This is a genomic window from Baekduia sp. Peel2402 (genome assembly GCF_052567285.1).
Map to the genome: position 1 here is coordinate 1,609,074 of NZ_CP199582.1, position 16,231 is coordinate 1,625,304.

At 71.4% G+C, this 16,231-nt stretch carries 15 protein-coding genes and 1 pseudogene; 5 read left to right on the forward strand and 11 right to left on the reverse strand.

What is annotated here, in order from left to right; translation table 11 throughout:
- Positions 1-2: 2 nt before the first annotated feature.
- The 4 genes from pstB to ACT01A_RS07885 are packed head-to-tail and all read right to left on the reverse strand — an operon-like array spanning position 3 to position 3,765.
- A complete protein-coding gene (gene pstB, locus ACT01A_RS07870; RefSeq protein WP_445151692.1) occupies positions 3-908 on the reverse strand; it encodes a phosphate ABC transporter ATP-binding protein PstB in 906 nt (301 codons plus the stop codon).
- Positions 905-1,963: an ABC transporter permease subunit gene (locus ACT01A_RS07875; protein WP_445151693.1), complete on the reverse strand. Its 1,059-nt coding sequence runs from the start codon at positions 1,961-1,963 to the stop codon at positions 905-907. The genes pstB and ACT01A_RS07875 overlap by 4 nt, the downstream gene beginning before the upstream one ends.
- Entirely contained in the window at positions 1,964-2,950 is a 987-nt protein-coding gene (gene pstC, locus ACT01A_RS07880; protein WP_445151694.1) for a phosphate ABC transporter permease subunit PstC, read from the reverse strand. It abuts the gene before it with no gap.
- Positions 2,950-3,765 (reverse strand): phosphate ABC transporter substrate-binding protein, encoded by an 816-nt coding sequence (locus tag ACT01A_RS07885; RefSeq protein ID WP_445151695.1) that lies wholly within the window; start codon positions 3,763-3,765, stop codon positions 2,950-2,952. Before ACT01A_RS07885 ends, pstC begins: the two co-directional genes overlap by 1 nt.
- A 182-nt stretch (positions 3,766-3,947) precedes the next feature.
- On the opposite strand from ACT01A_RS07885, the gene ACT01A_RS07890 reads away from it, so the two are divergent.
- The gene (locus tag ACT01A_RS07890) at positions 3,948-5,354 is read left to right on the forward strand and encodes an alkaline phosphatase family protein (protein ID WP_445151696.1); all 1,407 of its coding nucleotides are present in this window, start codon (positions 3,948-3,950) and stop codon (positions 5,352-5,354) included.
- A 137-nt stretch (positions 5,355-5,491) separates the two neighbouring features.
- Positions 5,492-6,124 (forward strand): hypothetical protein, encoded by a 633-nt coding sequence (locus ACT01A_RS07895; protein WP_445151697.1) that lies wholly within the window; start codon positions 5,492-5,494, stop codon positions 6,122-6,124.
- A 65-nt stretch (positions 6,125-6,189) separates the two neighbouring features.
- Here ACT01A_RS07895 and ACT01A_RS07900 read toward each other — a convergent pair whose 3' ends face one another.
- The 4 genes from ACT01A_RS07900 to ACT01A_RS07915 form a co-directional block, all read right to left on the reverse strand.
- Positions 6,190-6,909 carry a DUF2334 domain-containing protein gene (locus tag ACT01A_RS07900; protein ID WP_445151698.1) on the reverse strand — a complete coding sequence of 240 codons (720 nt, stop codon included), beginning with the start codon at positions 6,907-6,909 and terminating at the stop codon, positions 6,190-6,192.
- Between the two features lie 3 nt (positions 6,910-6,912).
- A complete protein-coding gene (locus ACT01A_RS07905) occupies positions 6,913-8,061 on the reverse strand; it encodes a glycosyltransferase (protein WP_445151699.1) in 1,149 nt (382 codons plus the stop codon).
- Positions 8,051-10,351, reverse strand: a complete 2,301-nt coding sequence (locus ACT01A_RS07910) for a glycosyltransferase (protein ID WP_445151700.1) — start codon at positions 10,349-10,351, stop codon at positions 8,051-8,053. The genes ACT01A_RS07905 and ACT01A_RS07910 overlap by 11 nt, the downstream gene beginning before the upstream one ends.
- A 79-nt stretch (positions 10,352-10,430) precedes the next feature.
- Positions 10,431-11,351 (reverse strand): TetR/AcrR family transcriptional regulator, encoded by a 921-nt coding sequence (locus ACT01A_RS07915; protein ID WP_445151701.1) that lies wholly within the window; start codon positions 11,349-11,351, stop codon positions 10,431-10,433.
- A 74-nt stretch (positions 11,352-11,425) separates the two neighbouring features.
- Between ACT01A_RS07915 and ACT01A_RS07920 the strand changes: the two are divergent.
- Together ACT01A_RS07920 and ACT01A_RS07925 are read left to right on the forward strand one after the other, a co-directional pair.
- A pseudogene (locus ACT01A_RS07920) lies at positions 11,426-12,121 on the forward strand (ATP-binding cassette domain-containing protein); the annotation flags it as partial.
- A gap of 50 nt (positions 12,122-12,171) precedes the next feature.
- Positions 12,172-12,981 (forward strand): ABC transporter permease, encoded by an 810-nt coding sequence (locus ACT01A_RS07925; protein WP_445151702.1) that lies wholly within the window; start codon positions 12,172-12,174, stop codon positions 12,979-12,981.
- On the opposite strand, the gene ACT01A_RS07930 is transcribed toward ACT01A_RS07925, so the two are convergent.
- Positions 12,968-13,309, reverse strand: coding sequence for a luciferase domain-containing protein (locus tag ACT01A_RS07930; RefSeq protein ID WP_445151703.1), 342 nt, complete (start codon positions 13,307-13,309; stop codon positions 12,968-12,970). The genes ACT01A_RS07925 and ACT01A_RS07930 overlap by 14 nt on opposite strands.
- A gap of 376 nt (positions 13,310-13,685) precedes the next feature.
- On the reverse strand, positions 13,686-14,714 hold the full coding sequence (aroF, locus tag ACT01A_RS07935) for a 3-deoxy-7-phosphoheptulonate synthase (protein WP_445151704.1): 1,029 nt from the start codon (positions 14,712-14,714) through the stop codon (positions 13,686-13,688).
- Between the two features lie 57 nt (positions 14,715-14,771).
- Here aroF and ACT01A_RS07940 point away from each other — a divergent pair, with 57 nt between their 5' ends.
- Positions 14,772-15,275, forward strand: coding sequence for a hypothetical protein (locus tag ACT01A_RS07940; protein WP_445151705.1), 504 nt, complete (start codon positions 14,772-14,774; stop codon positions 15,273-15,275).
- A gap of 3 nt (positions 15,276-15,278) precedes the next feature.
- Here the strand turns inward: ACT01A_RS07940 and ACT01A_RS07945 are convergent, their stop codons facing one another.
- A complete protein-coding gene (locus ACT01A_RS07945) occupies positions 15,279-16,205 on the reverse strand; it encodes a sugar phosphate isomerase/epimerase family protein (protein WP_445151706.1) in 927 nt (308 codons plus the stop codon).
- Positions 16,206-16,231: the final 26 nt, after the last annotated feature.

Consider the following 16,231-nt stretch of genomic DNA (forward strand, 5'->3'; position numbering starts at 1 on the left):
AGCTACCCGAACGCCCCGCGCACGTAGTCGCGCGTGCGCTGCGCCTGCGGCGCGTCGAAGATCTGCTCGGCGTCGCCGTACTCGACCAGGTCGCCCAAGTACATGAACGCGACCTTGTCCCCCACGCGCCGTGCCTGCTGCATGTTGTGGGTGACGATCACGATCGCCAGGTCCTTGCGCAGGTCGCCGATCAGCTGCTCGATGACCTGCGTCGAACGGGGATCGAGCGCGGAGCACGGCTCGTCCATCAACAGCACCTCGGGCCGCGTCGCGATCGCGCGGGCGATGCAGAGCCGCTGCTGCTGGCCGCCGGACAGCCGCAGCGCCGGCGCGTCGAGCTTGTCCTTGACCTCGTCGAACAAGCCGGCGCGCCGCAGCGCGTCCTCGACCAGCGGCTCGACGACACTGCGGCCCGGCCGCTTGCGCGCCTGCTCGCGCAGCGCGTAGGCGACGTTGTCGAAGATCGACATCGGGAACGGGTTGGGCTGCTGGAAGACCATCGAGACGCGGCGGCGCAGCGTCGTGACTTCCAGATCGTCCACGTCGGTGCCGTCGAGCAGGATCGTCCCGCCGCGCGACGCGCCCGGCGTCAACTCGGTCAGGCGGTTCAACGTCCTCAACAACGTCGTCTTGCCGCAGCCCGAAGGGCCGATCAAGGCCAACACCTCGCCGAGGCGGATCGACAACGACACCTGCTTGACGGCCTCGTTGTCGCCGTAGAACACCGACAGCGCCTGCAGCGCCATGCGCTCGGGGCCAGGCTCACCGCGGTCGTGGCGGGCGACGGACGCGGCGGCCGCGTAGGCATGGCCATTGCCGTTCCCGTTGGCGGGCGGCGTGGGCGCCACCGTCGGCGGCGTGTCCACCACGATCTTGCGAATCGGTGGCGGCTGCTCTTCCGTGATCATCGTCCTGCTCCCAGTCGCGTGCCCTCGAGCCCGGTCTTCGCGCCGCGGCGCGCGATCAGGTCGACGGCGAAGTTCAACGCCACCACCAACAGCAGGAGGACGAACGCGGCGGCATAGGCCTTCTCCGGCGCGGCCCCCTCGCCGGCGGGCGAGTTGTTGTACACGTAGCTCGTCAGCGTCGACCCCGTGCCCTTCAGCACGTCCAGCCCTGGCACAGAGCCTTCGGATTCCAGGCGCAGCGTCGCGCCAAGGAGGATCACGACGATCGCCGTGTCCCCCGCAATCCGGCCCATGCCCAACGCGGCGCCGGTCGAGATGTTCGGCCGCACCGCAGGCAGCAGCACGCGCCGGATCGTCGCGATCTTCGTCTTGCCCAGCCCGTAGGACGCCTCGCGCACGTGGCGCGGGACCGACTGGAGTCCCTCGCGCGTCGCGCCGAAGACCATCGGCAACGCGATCAAGGACATCATCGCACCCGCGGTCAGGAACGAGCGGCCGAAGACCGCCCCACCTTCTGCGGTGAACGACATCCAGCCGAACAGCCCGTGCTGAAAGAGCGCTAGGCCGAAAATCGCCAGGACGATGTCAGGCGTGCCGGCGACCACCTCGATCCCGGACTCGACCGCGCGCGCCAGCGGCGCCGGGCGGCCGTACTCGACGACCCAGATCGCGGCGGCGACGGCCAGCGGCGTCGCGATCACGATGCCGACGATCGTCAGGATCATCGTGCCGAGGATCGGATCCAGGAAGCCACCGGACTTGGACTGGTCAACCTCGCCGGACGGGTGCGACCACAGCAGCTCGGGCTTGAGGTACTGCACGCCGCGGTAGGCCATGTAGCCGACGATCGCGAAGGCGATCGCGCACAACATCAGGCCCGCGCCCCAGCACATCACATAGGCAATGCGATCGCCCCAGCGCCAGGTCGACATCGACTCGTGCTGCTTGCGCTTCTTGCCGCCGGCGCCGCCGGCCCCGCGGCCAGAGCCGGCCGAGCCGACCCCGAAGCCGCCATGCGGCAGGTCGTCGAGCGTGCGCGGTTGCGTGACCGCCATCTAGATCCGCACTCCGTACTTCTTCATCGGCTGCTTGGCCAGGAACCCGGCCAGCGAGAGGAACAGGCTGCTGAAGAGCAACAACAACGCAAAGGCGTACACCATGGAACGGATCGCGGGCGTCTGGAGCGCCTCGGAGTCCTCCACGATCGTCGACGCCAGCGGGCGCAGCGGCTCCAGCAGGAACAGGCGCGGACCGTCGAACGGATTCGGCGCGAATCCGACCGACCCCGACACCATCGACAACATGATTGCCTCGCCGAGCGCGCGGGCGCAGGCGAGGACCGCGGCGGCGATGATCGCCGGGCGCGCCGCGCGGACCGACACGGTCCACATCGCGCGCCAGCGGTTGACGCCGAGGGCGACCGCGCCCTCCTTCCAGCCGCGCGGAACGGCGTAGAGCGCGTCGACGATGATCGCGATCATGATCGGCACGATCATCACGGTGAGGATCACCACGGCGACGAGGAGGCTCGCGCCCGTGAGCTGGACGATGAACTGCACCGACTGCTTGTCGCCCTGGTTGATGATGTGGTTGCCCACGAAGGGCACCAGGACGAGGATCCCGATCAGGCCGTAGATCACCGACGGCACCGCGGCCAGGAGCCGCACGACTGGGACGATGATGTTACGCAGACGATCCGGCGCGAACTCCACGATGAAGATCGCGGCCAGGATCGAGAAGACCAGGCCGAAGACGACCGCCATGCCGGTCGTCAGGATCGTGCCCCAGACCAGCGGCCAGGCACGGACGTAGTAGTCCTCGGCGGGCGCGTTGGCCCCCGAGTTGACCATCGTGTTGATCTGCTCGTCGACGTTGCCGCCGGGACCAAGCCAGCTCAAGCCGTTGTGCTTGAACGTGGGCCAGGCCTCGTTGGCGACGAACACGACCATGAGGACAATGACGAGCAGCACGGCACACGCCAGCGCGCCGAGCGTGAGCTCGGCGCGCCGGTCGGACCACGGCTCTCGAAGCCGTGTCAGCATTACTTCAGGGGAACCCAGTGCTTGCCCGCGATCTTCTGGGCGGCAGCGGAGTTCTGCACCCAGGAGATGAAGTTGGCGACGACGCCGGTGGCGCGGCCACGGGTGACCATCCAGAAGTTGCGCACGCCGCCGTACTCGCCGGACTTGGCGTTGCGCAGGTTGCACGCGACGCCGTTGTAGCCGGAGATGTTCGTGCCGCTGACGAAGTCCAGCGAGACGTAGCCGATGGCGTTCGGGTCAGACTGGACAGCCTGCTGCACGAGGCCGTTGGAGGCCTTGGCCGCGATCGACGTGGTCACCGTCTTGGAGCCCATGAAGATCTTCTGGAACGCGTCCTGCGTACCGGAAGCGGCCGTACGACCGACGAGGTCGATCGTGCCCGTCGCGGTGGCGCCGGGGACCTGGCTCCAGTCGCGGATGCTGCCGGAGAAGATGCCCTGGATCGTGGCCTGCGAGAGGTTGGCCAGGGTGTTCTTGGGGTTGGTGACCAGGCAGATCGCGTCGCGGGCGATCTTGTTGAAGAAGATGCCGTTCGGGTCACCGGCCTTGGGGTCACGCGACGAGTTGCCGATCGTGACGCGCCCTGCGGCGACGTCGGCGATGCCCACGTCGGAGCCGCCCTGGGCGAGCTTGAACTTCACCTTGCCGGGGTGGGACTTCACGTAGGCCTTGGCCAGCAGCGTGGCGAGCGGGGCGACGGACGTCGAGCCACTCATCGTGATCACGGGCGTGGCCTGGGCCGCGCCCGGGACGACGGCGGCGCTGACGCCGACCGCTGCCGCGCACACGCCGAGACGGCGGAGGCGGGTCGTCATGTTCGGGAACTCCTTTGGAAGGGGTGAGACTTGCGGGACTGCGGACGGCAGACTGAAGGGCACGAGGAGGAGCCTTGTGAAGCGCTGGTGCCTTTCCCGTGAACGAGCTGTGAACGCCCGTTTCACACGATCACCAGGCGTTCACATCGCCCCGCGCGAGCGTCACGAGACTGCGCGAGTCGATGCCTTGCCGCACCTGTGGATCGCCCCTGGCCGCCGACCAGCGCTACTGCCTGGAATGCGGCGACCGCAACGGACCGACGCGCCTAGACTGGCGCGCGCGGGTCCTCGCGCAGCCTGCCGTTGTTGAAGCGGTCGAGCAGGATGATGGGGTTGGTCCGGGTCTGCCGTCACCGCGCGTCGCGGCCGGGCTGGTGCTCGGCGTGCTGGCCTTCGGCGTGGCGATGGGCAACGCCGCCACGCCGGACCGCGCGGACGCCGGCGGGCGCCCGCCGTGGACGCTCGTGGCGCAGGCGGCCGCGGCGGCGGCAGCGCCGGCCGCGGCCGCTCCGGTGGTGGCGGAGGACACGACGCCCGCGGAACCGGACACGAGCGGTGACGTGGCGGACCTCGATGACACCGCGTCGACCGACGACGGGTCGAGTGCCGACGTGGCGGCCGGCGACGACGCGACGACGACGACCGACGAATCCGCGACGAGCGACGACTCCACGTCGACCGACACCACCGACTCGACCGGCGAGGACGACTCCACCGACAACCCCTCGACCGACACGGCCGCCGCCACCCACCCCGCGGTCAAGCACGTCTGGGTCGTCGCGCTCACCGGCCACTCGTTCCCCGATACCTTCGGCGAGGCGTCGCCCGCGCCCTACCTCGCGCAGGAGCTCCGCGCCAAGGGCACGCTGTTGCCCTGGTACCACGCGGCCGGCCACGACCCGGCGGCCTCCGGCGTCGCGCTGCTCGGCGGGCAGAAGGACAAGACCGGGCCGTTCGACGACCAGACGCCGACGCTCGCCGACCAGCTCTCCTCGCTGGGCCAGAGCTGGCGCGCCTACGTCGAGGGCGGGACGACCGGCGTCGCGCCCGGCGACAACCCGTGCGCGGTCGACCCCACCACACAACCGCGCAACCCGTTCCTGCGGTTCGGGACGATCACGGCCGGCCGCGATTGCCAGCTCGTCGAGCCGACGCAGCTGACGCAGGACGTCGAGGACGCCGCATCCGCGCCCGCGTTCTCCTACATCCTGCCCGCCGCCGCCCACGACGGCTCCGCCTCGCTGGCCGACGCCGACGCGTGGCTGAAGACGGTCGTCCCCACCATCTTGAAGTCCAAGGCCTATGGCGACGGCGGCCTGGTCGTGATCACCTTCGACCAGGGCGCGGCCGACGACGCCGAGGCCGGTGGCGGCCGGGTCGGCGCGCTGCTGCTGTCGCCGTTCGTGACCGCGGGCGGCACCGTCAACGCGCCCTACGACCCGTTCTCGCTGCTGAACTCGATCCAAGACCTGTTCGGCCTCTCGCCGCGCCTCGGCTTCGGCGCCGACACCAAGTTGAAGCCCTTCGGACCCAAGGTGTACGCCGAGTGGTCGGCGAGCTCCGACGGCGCCGAAAACGGCGATTCCTAATCGTCGTTCACCAACCATTCACGCCCGGGCAACCTCGCGGTCACACCGCGGACACCCCTCCCGCGGAGGATGCGAGCACAAGCGGGCGCCCTGTTTCCGGCGCGCCGCCCTATCCCCTGCACACGGAGGTCTCGAAGTTGTACGTCCCCGCCGTCACGCGCCTGCGGTCGCGTCTGGGCATCGCGCTGGCGGTGCTGATCGCCGCCATCGCCGCCGCGGTCTTGCTGAACCACTCGGCGCCGCAGTCGATCGCCGACAGCAACCCCAACAACACGATCTGCAAGGGCCACATCACCAAGGGCGCAGCCGATCCGGACGATCCTGACAGCGGCGTGATCGAGTACACGTTCGCCTGCTCGCAGCCGATCACCGGCTTCTCGGTCCTGCCGGACAAGCCGTCCACGAGCTTCGACACCGAGGTCTTCGGCACTGACCCGACGACCAAGGACGTCCTCGCGACCGACGCCTTCTCCTGCAACGGCGAGCAGCCGGGCTGGGGCGTCAACTGCACCGGCGCCAACGTCGGCAACTGGCACCCGATCACGTCGAAGTTCACGATCGACGGCGACGTCTGCGCCGAGCCGCGCGTCGACCCGCTCTTGGTCGTGACCTACGCCTCGGTCGCCTCTGGCAAGGCCACGCAGTACATCGCCGGCCCGTTCGACCTCGGCCGCCCGCGCGGCTGCAAGGCCTCCAAGAACTCCGGCAAGACGCGGATCCCCAAGGACACCGACGAGTCGACCACCGGCCTCGTCGCGCCGATCCAGTAGCGATCGCCTGACAGGAGCACTTCCGCGGGCCCCGGGCGAACGACTCGCCCGGGGCCCGCGGTCGGTTAAAGCAGCGCCGCCGGGGCGAGGTCGTCGTAGGTGACGGCCGCGCGGTGGCGGGCCGCCTTGAGGACCTTCTCGACGGCGCCGACGCAGCGCGTGTGGTCGAGATCGGCCGGGTGCAGGTCCAGGCGCAGCAGGTCGCCGGAGAGGCGTGCGCCCAGGCGGACGACCGAGGGTGACGTCCAGCGCTTGAAGGCGGTCGAGGTGCCAAGCGTCAGCGCGGGCGCGCGCGTGGAGGTGCGGTCGGCGCGGTGGAGACGGCCGAGGCCGGCCCACCAGTCGAAGGTCGTCGCCAGCGTCGCGCGCAGCGCCGGGGTGTAGGCGTAGGCGGGCGCGACGAAGCCGCGCGGCTGGACGCCGGCGAGCTTCAACAGCCGCCGTCCCGCGAGAACCGCGCGGCGGGTCTCGTCGACGTCAAGGCCAACGAACTCCGCGGCGGTGCCGCCCTGCACGCGCGCGACGAGCTGGCGCGGCGGGGCGGCGCGGCGGACCTGGCGGTGCTGGAAGCCGTGCTGGGCGATGGCGTCGCCGCCGCGCGCGCACTCCTCCAGCCACTCGGCCAGCTCCGGGCGGCGGTCGTGGAACGGGTGCAGGTCCAGCGCCGGGATCACGAGCAGCGTGACGCGGTCGACGCCGAGGTCGGCGAGCCAGTCGCGGATCAGCGCGCAGCGCTCGTAGGTCGCCGGCTCAACGTCGTGCAGCGCGACGGCGAGCAGGCCCATGGTTCAGACCACCAACTCGCGCAGCGCGGCGGTCTCGTCGCGGAAGACGCGGTCCCAGCGGTGACGCCAGGCGATCAGCGCGGCCTCGCGCGGGTCCTGCTCGGCGGCACGGGCGTTGCCGATCGCGCGGTCGAGGTCGTCCGCATCGCCGGGGACGAAGCCATGGCCAAGGCCGCCGATGGCGTGCACCGCGGGCGCGGTCCAGCAGGCGGCAACCGGCGTGCCGCACGCGGCCGCCTCCAGCGCGACGAGGCCGAACGTCTCGTGCTCACCGGGCATGACGACACAGCGGGCGCTCGCATAGCGGTGCGCGAGCCGGACGCGGTCGCGGGCGTGCGGGCGGAAGGAGATGCGGTGCTCCAGGCCGAGCTTGCGGGCACGGCTGCGCAGCGTCTCCTCCAGCGGGCCGCTGCCGACGATCCGCAGCGGCCACGGGTCGGCGCTGCGCGCGGCGGCGTCGAGCAGCTCCAGGACGCCCTTCTCCCGGGAGAGCCTGCCGACATACAGCACATGGTCCCCACGCTTGACGTCCGGGCGCGGGCGGAACGACTCGTGGACTCCGAGGCGCAGCGGCATCGTCGCGGTGCGGCCGAAGTCGGCCATCGTGTCGACGTTGGACATCACCGCATCGACGTGACGGCCGGAGCGCCGCAGCCAGCGACGCAGCAGCGGCGCGTAGACACGCGACGGGCCGGGCAGCGCCGCGGCCTCGAGGTTCGACGTGCCGTGGTGGACGGCGACCGTCGCGGCGCCGATCTCCTTGGCGCACGCGACCACGTCGACCGGCCACCAGAAGGGGTCGTGGAGGAGCACCACGTCAGGCCGTAGCTCGCGCAGCGTCTCTTTCAGCGCGCCGGCGCCGAGCGGGACGCGGTAGCCGTTGGCGGCCACGACGCGCAGCGACGGCAGCTCGTGCCGGCCGCTGGCGTGGCGCTCCTTGGCGCCGGGGATCAAGATGTGGTGGTCGATGTCGCGCGTGCGGATCGCGTGCTCGGCCTTGGCGTCGAGGTAGGTGCGGATGCCGCCGCTGCGCTCGCCGTAGAAGAGCGCGACGTCGGCGACGCGTAGGGGCCGCGTGGGCGTAGCGTCGACGGCGTGCAGCCGGCGGACGCGCGCGGCGCCGCCCTCGAGGACCGCCAGCTCAGGCGACACGGCGGGCCTCCGTCTCGGCGGCGGCAGTCGCGACGCCTTCGCCCAGCGCGCGGCGATAGCCGTCGGCGAGCCGTTCCAGCGCGCGATCCCACGTTCGCTCGGCGACCGCGGCACGGGCGTTGGCCGCCAGCCGTGCACGCTCGTCCGGCGCCGCGGCGAGCGCGACGACCGCGTCGGCCAGCGCGGTGACGTCGGGGGCGCGCAGGAGGCCGGTCTCGCCGTCAGCGACGATCGAGCACGGGCCGCCCTCGGCAACCGCGACGACCGGCAGGCCGCTGGCCTGGGCCTCCAGCAGGACCTGCCCGAAGGTGTCGGTGCGCGAGGCGAACAGGAAGAGGTCGGCGTTGGCGTAGGCGTCGGCCAGCGCGTCGCCTTCCAACCACCCCAAGAACGTCGCCTGCGCGCCGACGCGCTCACGCAGCGCCTCCTCCTCGGGCCCGCCGCCGGCCAACACGAGGTGCAGGCGCGGGTCGCGCGCGTGCGCCGCCAGGAAGGCGTCGGCCAGGAGGTCGGCGCCCTTCTCGCGGGTCAATCGTCCGGCGTAGAGGACGTCGATGCGGCCGTCGCCGTCGCCGCCGTCCCTGTCGCGCACCCGCCGCGCCGGATCAAAACGCGTGAGGTCCACCCCGCGGTCCCAGCGGCCGACGCGCTCGGACTCGATCCCAAGGCCATTGAGAACGTCGTCGCTGGCCTCGCTCGGCGACAGTACCACCTCGCACTGCGAGTAGAACATCGCCATGGCGCCCTGCGCGAAGGCCTCCAACATGGGGTCGGCGCTGCGCAGGCCCGCGTAGGCCCCCAACTCGGTGTGGTAGCTGCCGAGCACCGGCAGGTCCATGACGCGCGCGGTCATTAGCGCGGCGACGCCGGCTGGGCCGGGCGAGCAGAGGTGGACGAGGTCGTAGCGGCCCTCGGCCAGCGCCTCGACGATCGCCGGCAGCGACGGCACCCCGACGTTCAGCCCCGCGTAGAACGGGATCTCGACCTCGGCGACCGCGCTCATGCGGCGGTCGGCGATCAAGTCGGTGGAGACGATCTCGACCTCGAAGCCCGGGACGCCGCGGTGGCGCAACTCCTGGAGCGTGTGCGTGACGCCGTGCATGCCGCCGACGCCGTCGGCGACCAGCGCGACGCGGCGCGGCTCGTCCTCGCGCGCCGGCGCGACCTTGCCCTTCTCCTTGCCCAGGAAGGCGGCGGCCGGGACGTAGGGGATCGCCGGGACCAAGGCATCGAACAACTGCGCGGCGACCGGCGCGAGGCCCTTGGCGCCGTGGCGGCCGAGGCCGTCGACGACGTCCTCGACGCACTGGGCGAGCTTGCGCTCGTGGGTGCGGCGCGCGCGGCGGAAGAGGTCGCGGTGGCGGAACTCCGGGTCCTGCATCGCGGCGAGCAGATCGGCGCTGCTCAAGTGCCCCAGGTTGACCGCGTCCAGCCAGGCGCGCAGCAGCGCCCGCGCGTCGGCGGGCTCCAGGTCGGCGCCCATCGCGCCGCGCCGAGCCTCGCCCTCGCGCATGATGCGGTCGACGATCGTGAAGACCGCGGCCGGGTCCGGCGCCTCGTGGGCGTGCGCGTCAGAGTCGTGGTCCAGCGAGCGGACGGCCAGCGCCATCGCGGCGTGCGCCCACTTGGCGGCGCTGCCCTGGTCGCCGCCGGCCTTCGCGCGGCCGGCGCGCAGGTGCGCGAGGAACTCGGCCGGCGTGTCGGCTCTCGGGGTCTCGGTCCACGTGCGGCCGATGTCGACGCCCGCGTGGTCGTCGCTGCCGCCGATGCCGGTGCCGCCGTGCGTCTCGACGTAGACGAAGGCCGGGAGGTTCAGCTCCTTGGCGCGCGAGCCGTTGCGGACCTCCCAGACCGGGAAGAGCTGCGCGAGGCGGCGGCGGTGACGCGGGGTCAGCGGCGCCTCGACCGCGTAGAACGGATGCGCGAGCGCGCAGGCGATCTCGTGCTCGTGCAGGTACTCGGCGACCGACTCCACGCAGTTGCTGACGGCCTGTAGGTCGGCGAACTGGTCCGGTGTGATGCCGTAGATGAGGACGTGCACCGCCTGGGGCTCCTCGCGGAACCAGCAGGTCAGCTCGACCGAGACGAAGACGCGCGGGTCGTGGGCGATCTCCAGGACCCCGGCGATCGTGTCGTGGTCGGTGATCGTGACGAAGTCCATCCCGCGGGCGAGCGCGAGCTCCAGGACTTCCTGCGGTGGCGTCGCGCACTCAGGAAGGCCGAGTGCTCGCTGCACGCCCAGCTTGGAGAGCTGCGATGCGGTCGAGTGGCAGTGCAGATCGGCGCGCATAGGTGGAATTTCCCCTGCTTGCGCTCGGTTTCTGTGAAGACCCGACCAACATGATGTGATCGAGACGTGAACGCCCCGGTCAGGCGCCGGACTGCACGTCCATTGCCATACCGGCAACCAGCCAACGCAGTCCGGCCTCGAACCGCTCGTCGGTGTTCTGCGTCCAATCGTTGCCGACGAACGCGGCCAAGGCGGGGAACTCGCTGGCGCGCTCGGCGAGCAACCCCTCCACGTAGGGGCGCAACTCCTCCATGAACTGGCGCTCGTCCATCCCGGCGCGCTCGTACGCGCTGCGCGCGGCGGCCTCACGGGAGACGAAGCCGATCACGTAGTCGTCGGCGACCCCGAGCATCATCATCGCCTGGTCCTGCGGGATCCCCTTCATGATTTGCAGCGACTGCTCGATGTGGGCGAACGCGCGCGGGCCGAACTGCGGGCGCTCCCACGCGCCGGAGACCATCCACGAGTGGCGTGTGTAGACCTCGCGGGTGCGGCGGCTGATCTGCTTGAGTGCCTCCTGCCAGTCGTCGGCCAGCTCGTCGGCGCCGAGGACGAGCTCGCCCATCACCTGGTCGTGCATGAGATCGAGCAGGTCGTCCTTGGTCGGGACGTGGTGGTAGAGCGACATCGTGCCGACGCCGAGCTCCTTGGCGATCCGGCGCATCGACACCGCCTCGGGGCCTTCGGCCTCAGCGATCCGCAGCGCGACGGCGACGATCTCAGCCCGGTTGAGCCCGGAGCCGCGGCCGCGGCCGCGCAGGCCGGGGCGGGCGCCGCTGCGGGCGCCGTCGTCCTCGCGCTCCCAGAGCAGGCCGAAGGGGCTGGCGCCGTGGTGGACGTCGCGATGGGCGGCGAGCGCAGCCTCCATCGCCTCTTCCTTGATGCTCTCGGCGGCCTCCTTGGCCTTCTGGCGCGCGACCTTGCTGGCTTCGCGCCCAGCCTCGCGCGCCAGCTCCCGCTCCTCGCGGCTCGGACGGCGTCGGCGATCGTCGCTTGACATTCGTACAGCGTACTGCTTTCGTACGCCGTACGGTGAACGTACACCGTACGAACAACCCGAAGGACCCTCTCCCCATGACCCCACTCCCCACCTCCCCCGGCGTCACGGCGCGGGGCCTGGGCAAGCGCTTCGGCGATGCCTGGGTCCTGCGCGACGTCGACCTCGACGTGCCCGCGGGCACCGTCCTCGGCCTGCTCGGCCCCAACGGCGCAGGCAAGACCACCACCGTCAAGCTCCTGACGACGTTGCTCACGCCGTCTGAGGGCAGCGCGACCGTCGCGGGCGTCGACCTCGCCAACGACCCGCAGGGCATCCGCGAGCGGATCGGCCTGGCCGGGCAGCACGCCACGGTCGACGAGCTGCTGACTGGCCGCCACAACCTCGAGATGATCGGGCGGTTGAACCATCTCGGACGCGCGCGGGCACGTGCGCGCGCTCAGGAGCTGCTGGAGCAGTTCTCGCTGATGGACGCCGCCGGACGGCTCGTCCGGACCTACTCCGGCGGCATGCGGCGGCGGCTGGACCTCGCCGCGTCGCTGGTTACCGCGCCGCCGGTCCTGTTCCTGGACGAGCCGACGACCGGGCTGGACCCGCGCTCCCGCAACGACCTCTGGGACCTCCTGCGCGGCCTGGTCGCCGACGGCACCACGCTCGTGTTGACCACGCAGTACCTCGAGGAGGCCGACCAGCTCTGCGACGACATCGTCGTGCTCGACCACGGCCGCGTCATCGCGCGCGGCACGCCGAGCGAATTGAAGGCCATGGTCGGCGAGGGCGCGACGCTCGACGACGTCTTCCTGCACCTGACGGAGGTGGCGGCATGACCACCAACAAGGTGAAGTGGGCGCTGGCCGACGGCTGGGTCGTCGCGCAGCGCAACCTCACGCACATCCGCCACGTGCCCGAGAAGCTGCTGGACGTCACGCTCCAGCCGTTGATGTTCGTGTTGCTGTTCGCCTACGTCTTCGGCGGCGCGATCCACGTCGCGGGCGGCGGCGACTACAAGGAGTTCCTGATGGCCGGGATCTTCGTGCAGACCATGGCCTTCACGTTCATGGGCGCGGGGATGTCGATGGCCGAGGACCTCCAGCAGGGCGTCGTCGATCGCTTCCGGGCGCTACCGATGGCACGCAGCGCGGTGCTGTCCGGTCGCGTGATCGCCGACTTCGCGGCGGCTTTGATCGGCCTCTGCGTGCTCGTCGGCTCCGGCCTTCTCATCGGCTGGGGCATCCACACCGACGTCCTGCACGCGGCCGCCGCGTTCGGGATCCTGCTGTTGTTCACGTTCGCGATCCTGTGGGCGGGGACGCTCGTCGGCATGCTCGTCCGCACACCCGACGCGGTCCAGGGCCTCGCGTTCGTGGTCCTGTTCCCGCTGACGTTCCTGGCCAACACCTTCGTGCCGACCGAGGGCATGGACAAGGCCGTCCGGACGCTCGCCGACTACAACCCGGTCAGCGCGGTCGTCGCCGCGCTGCGCGACCTGTTCGGCAACCCCACCGCGATCGCCGACAACGCGCCGTGGGTCCTCCAGCACCCGGCGATCACCGCGATCGCCTGGTCGCTCGGCATCCTCGCCGTGACCGTGCCGCTGGCGATCCGTCGCTACCAGCGCGTCACGACCGGCTGACCGCGCGCTCGTACTGGTCGCGCAGGATCGCGATCACGTCGGCGACATCCGCGTCATCCTCGATCCGCCGCGCCCCCGGGCCGCGGCGGTCGGGGAAGACCGGGTGAAACGTGATCCGGCCCTGGGCAAAGTACGTGTCGAAGACGTCCTTGGGGAAGCCGAAGTGGGCGGCGTGGTCACCGTGCAGGTGGCCGATCTCCCGCCGGCCGACCTTGAAGGCCCACTCGCCCCGCGAGCCATGACCGGCGGTGACGCCGGGCCAGGAGGTGACCTCTTGGGTGATGCGGGCGCTGGCGCCGAGGTGCTGCTGGGTGGTCTTGGTCTGCATGCCACGCAGGGTGAGGGTTCAAGCGTGGTTGAGGTCAAGCGTTCGTGGCGCTCAGCTCGGGCGCCTGTGGTGGTGCGGGGCGTGGTCCGGGGGCGGCGAAGGAGTGAAGGCGGCTGGAGTGGCGACCGCCTCGTGTCGTCCGCAGGCTTTGCGCCGGGCTCCAGGGGGCGACCCATCGACGACCGGTGAGCGAAATGGTTCACACGTAACCCGCGATATACGCGGGTTAGATGCGAACCGTTCGCGATTCGGACCCGAACGACCCTCTCCCCCGGCGCTCGAGGACGACGCCAAGCGGTGGCCACGCCATACGCCTTCACTCCCTCGCCGCCCTCGGACCACGCCGCGCGGTGCCGCGAGCGTCCGCGCTGAACGCCTAAGCCGGCGCGCCCGCCGCCACCGACGCCACCGCGCGCACCCGCGCCGCGAAGACCGGCAAGACATCAAGCGTGATCGCCTGAGGGCCGTCGCAGCGGGCGTTCTTGGGGTCCGGGTGGCACTCGACGATGAGGCCGTCGGAGCCGCAGGCGGCAGCCGCGAGCGCCAGTGGCTCGACCAACGCACGCCGTCCCGCGGCGTGCGATGGGTCGACGATGACCGGCAGGTGCGTGTGCTCCTTGAGCACGGTGACCGCGGCGAGGTCGAGGCAGGAGCGTGCGGGCGTCGCCTTGGCGTGGATGCCGCGCTCGCAGAGGACGACGTTCTGGTTGCCCTCAGTGAGGATGTACTCGGCGGCCAGGAGGAAATCGTCGATCGAGGCGCCCATGCCGCGCTTGAGCAGGACCGGGAGGCCGGCGCGGCCGATCTCCGTCAGCAGCGGGAAGTGCTGCATGTTGCGCGCGCCGACCTGGATGCAGTCGGCGTACTCGACGACGGTCTCGACGTCGCGCAGGTCGGTCAGCTCGGTCACGATCGGCAGGCCGGTCTCGGCGCGCGCCTCGGCGAGGATCTCCAGGCCGGGCTTCCCGAGGCCCTGGAAGGCGTAGGGGCTGGTGCGCGGCTTGAAGGCGCCGCCGCGCAGGAGATCGGCGCCAGCGTCGGCGCACGCGCGGGCGGCGGTCAGCGTCTGGTCGCGCGACTCGACCGCGCACGGGCCGAGGATCAGCCGGAACTCGGGGCTCGGGCCGCCGAAGGAGACGCCGGCGATGTCGACCGCGTGCGGCTGATCGCCGTGGCGGTGCTTGTGGGCGAGCTTGTAAGGCGAGGAGACCGGGACGACGCGGTCGACGCCGGGATCGGCGTCCAGCTCCAGCGAGGTGATGTGGTCGCGGTCGGCGTCGATGACGCCGATGACGGTCTGCTCGGCCCCGACGACGCGCTGCGCGCCGGCTCCGGTGGCGAGGATCCGCTGGGTGACGGCCTCGATCTCCTCGGGCGTCGCGTCGGGGTGAAAGATGACGAGCATGGGTGCCGCCACAGTGCCACATCCGCGGTGTCGGTGGCGGCGTCGTACCCTGACAACATGACGACCAAGGCCTCGTTCAATGCCGAGGAGTGGGCGGTGGTCACCACGGCCCCCGCCCTCGCCGGGCTGTTCGTCGCTGCCTCCGAGCCGGGCGGCCAGCTGCGCGAGTCGGTCGCGCTGTCACGCGCGTACGCCGAGGCGCGCGCCAAGGAGCCGGGTGAGCTGATGGAGGCGATCCTCACGACCGCCCCCACGCTGAGCCCCCAGGAGACCCCGACGCCCGACGCGATCCGCGACCGCGCCCTCAACGACCTGCGCCGCGCCGTGCGCCTGCTCGACCGCCTCGCCCAGGACGACGAGTTAGTGGCCTACAAGCGGTTCGTGTACGCCTTGGCCGAGGAGGTCGCGCACGCGCACCGCGAGGGCGGCTTCCTGGGGATCGGCGGCAAGCCGGTCAGCGAGAAGGAGCAGGGAGCGCTGGACGCGATCGCGGCGATCTTCGACGAGCCGATCCCGGCGGTCGAGGAGCCCGACGCGGACGAGGACGTCCGGACCTACTAGGGCCTACGCCGCGGCGGCAACCGCCGCGCGGCGCCGCAGCAGGCCGGCGGTGCCGACCGCGAGCGTCTGCGGCGCGGCGTTGTGGGAGCGCTCGACGTCCAGCATCAGCGGCGCCGTGTGTGCGGCGAGCAGCGGGCCGAGGCGGTCCCACGGCAGGCAGCCCGCGCCGGGCGGCAGGTGGAGGTCGAGGCGAAGCGGGTCGACCCCGGGCGCGCCGAGGTCGTGGCGCCGAGCGCCAAGGTTGTCGTGGACGTGGAAGAGGACGACGTCGTCCAGCGCGGCGCGGACGGCGCGCTCGGCGCTCTCGCCGCGCAGCGAGGCGACGAGGTGCGCATGGCCGACGTCGAGCAACAAGCCGGCGGCAGGAGAGCCCAGGCGGCGGACGAGGTCGCGGACGGCGAGCAGGTCGTGGCAGACCTGGGGCAGCGCCGGCTTTATCGGGTACGTGGGCGCGAGGTTCTCCAGCGCCAGCGTCAGGCCGAGCGCCTCGGCGCGCTGCGCGCAGCGCCGTAGCGAGCGCTCCTCGGCGTCCAGCCGCTCGCGCAGACGCGCCCCCGCGGCGTTCCCGTCGGCGACCGGAAAGTTCATGGCATGGATGACGACGAGCTCCGCACCCGCCTCTGCCGCATAGTCCATCAACCCGTCGAAGGCCCGGTCGTGCTCGATGGTCCCGGCGCTGAGGTCGTCGGGACCGTGGAGGAGGAGCCGCAGGCCGTGAGGAGCGAGAGCAGCGCGAAGGGCACGCGCGTGGTTACGACCACGCTCTCGGTCGGCCAGCATGGGGCGCGGCGGTGTGTGGACCTGCACCCACGCGAACCCCGCCGACTCATAGGAGTGCAGCAGAGCAGCCGTGGGCCACTGGTCACGATGGACGTTGAGGCCGAGGCGAGTGCCGAGCTCGATCGTCACGACCATCATGGTGCCCTTCACGCGGCGGCCACCTGTGACGGCTCAGT